This window comes from Pedobacter sp. 01N416, assembly GCF_056399685.1.
The window spans coordinates 1-1950 of record NZ_JBFTRT010000875.1 but is presented as its reverse complement, the minus strand read 5'-3'; the positions used below and the strand labels follow the sequence as shown (position 1 = coordinate 1950).

Annotated in this window: 2 protein-coding genes; both read right to left on the bottom strand. The window is 37.1% G+C overall.

What is annotated here, in order from left to right:
- Nucleotides 1-1150 (bottom strand): hypothetical protein (locus AC1DND_RS28035; RefSeq protein ID WP_477586152.1); only part of this gene is annotated, 1150 nt, incomplete at its 3' end.
- The coding region (locus AC1DND_RS28030) for a KAP family P-loop NTPase fold protein (RefSeq protein ID WP_477586150.1) at nt 1113-1950 on the bottom strand (838 nt) is incomplete at its 5' end. The genes AC1DND_RS28030 and AC1DND_RS28035, both read right to left, overlap by 38 nt.

The window sequence follows — 1950 nt, the reverse complement described above, 5'->3', positions numbered from 1 at the left end:
CCCATTCATCAGCGAACTGATAATAACTGTCATTGGGATCAAAGTATTTCTCAATGAAACCTCCTAAATCACACGCAGTAAGATTTTTTATAAAATACTCTTTGAATAGTTTTTCGGCTCTTTCTTGCCTAGGATAGCTCTTATCTATCGTATCTGTTTTTCTGATCACCGCTTGATGAAGGGAACGGAATTCCTGAGTAATCACTTCATTATCAGAGCAATATTTATTAAAATACATAAATAGTTGGTCTTCAATTTCTTTTGTAGTCATTGGAAAACCGGATGTACCAGCAATCGCGGCCATTAGAACATACGCTTCTAGAATATATGGGCTCTCGGCAGATGCAAAGAAGTTTTCGATGTATTTCTTGTAATTTTCTTCGTTCCCAAAGAAATCATCCTGTTTGAACTTTGTAGCAGGATAGGCAAATGTTTCGACTAATTGTTTGTAGTTCATGGCATACACTCCTTTATGCGCAATGTCGGCCTTAGCTATCTCTATCAAAGCACTGATGTGATTTTTCCATTCATCAACATTATCGAATTCGGTAATCGCAGCAAACCTCCTTTCGAGTTCAGATTTCTTATTGGGATCGGCCACCCACGTTCTTACTTTTTCTAAATAAGCATCTAGTTCTCCGGTTCTGGCATCTTCAAATTCGCGATAGGATATTTCAAGTTCAAAAGAACTAATCATGAAATATTTGGGAAAATTCACTTGATATAAGAAAGATTTATAGTCTGCACGATCTGAATTTATTCTAAAATCTTTTTCAATTAACAAAGAAGCCATGAGATCAATAAGAAGATCCCTTTCCAATTTTGATAATTTTAGGACATCCTTTAGATAAAATTCAAACCAAGTTTCATCACCTGCACCATCATCTTTTATTTTTTTTTCATTGTTCTCGAAAAGCAACATTCCAATATCGTCGAAGTTGGAATCCGTTTCCCCGAGCTCCCTCAGTCTAAGTTTTCCTTTTTCATTTACGAAGAAAATATCGTTATGTACTGCAAGTATCTGATACACTTTAAAGTATGCAAGCTTCATAAGCTGGACAAGGTAAAAATCAATAAAGCTAACTTCCCTAATCACATCATATATTTCGAAATCAATTGCAAGGTGCCACCTCTGGAAGGGCAAATTCATATTGAAAAATTTTCTCTAAATACTGCTCACATCGATGGCTATTGAGCTTACCAAGCCCTTCAATAACATACGCTCTATCATATGCAACTACATAAACTAGATTAACAAAACTTGCCGTGTTTCGAATCACCTTAAGCACCTCCATGATTTCTCGATTTTCAAGACGGTCCAGATCATCGATAAAAATAATGATCTGTTTTTCTATGCCAGCTAGGGAATTATTGATCTCATCATAATTGACTCCATCGATGTTTCCGCCGAAAACAAAATCAGCTCCTGCTTTGACAGACTCCGCTACCCACCCATCTTCTATTTCTGTTAGCTTTTCTGCATAGGCTGACATTTCCCGTGACAGTTTGGGATCATATTTGATCAGCTCCGATGTAAGCTGATCGAAAAAATCTGTTATGATTTTCGCAGGAGTAGAACTTCTCCATGGATTAAAATCCATTATGATTCTGCCCCTTTCGTCGATGGAAGACTTTATTAGATTTAGAAAAGAGGTCTTTCCAGAACCCCAGTTGCCTGTAATACCGATCGCAAGCGAACCTAGATATGAATTGTCAAGTTTGGACTGTATCTTTTTAGCCATCCTGATTGCGAAAACGGTTCTTCCAAATAAATCTTTGCTACTGGTACTGATTGGAGCATCTACGCCAAAAGGATCATCTTCAAATATTGGATCTTCTTTCCTCTTCATTCGGTCCAAAATTCCCAATATGAATATCCCCATTAACAGCAAAAGTACAAAATCAGCATATTTAAGCTCTGGTGCCCAACTCGCTGAGTAGAACTTGTAG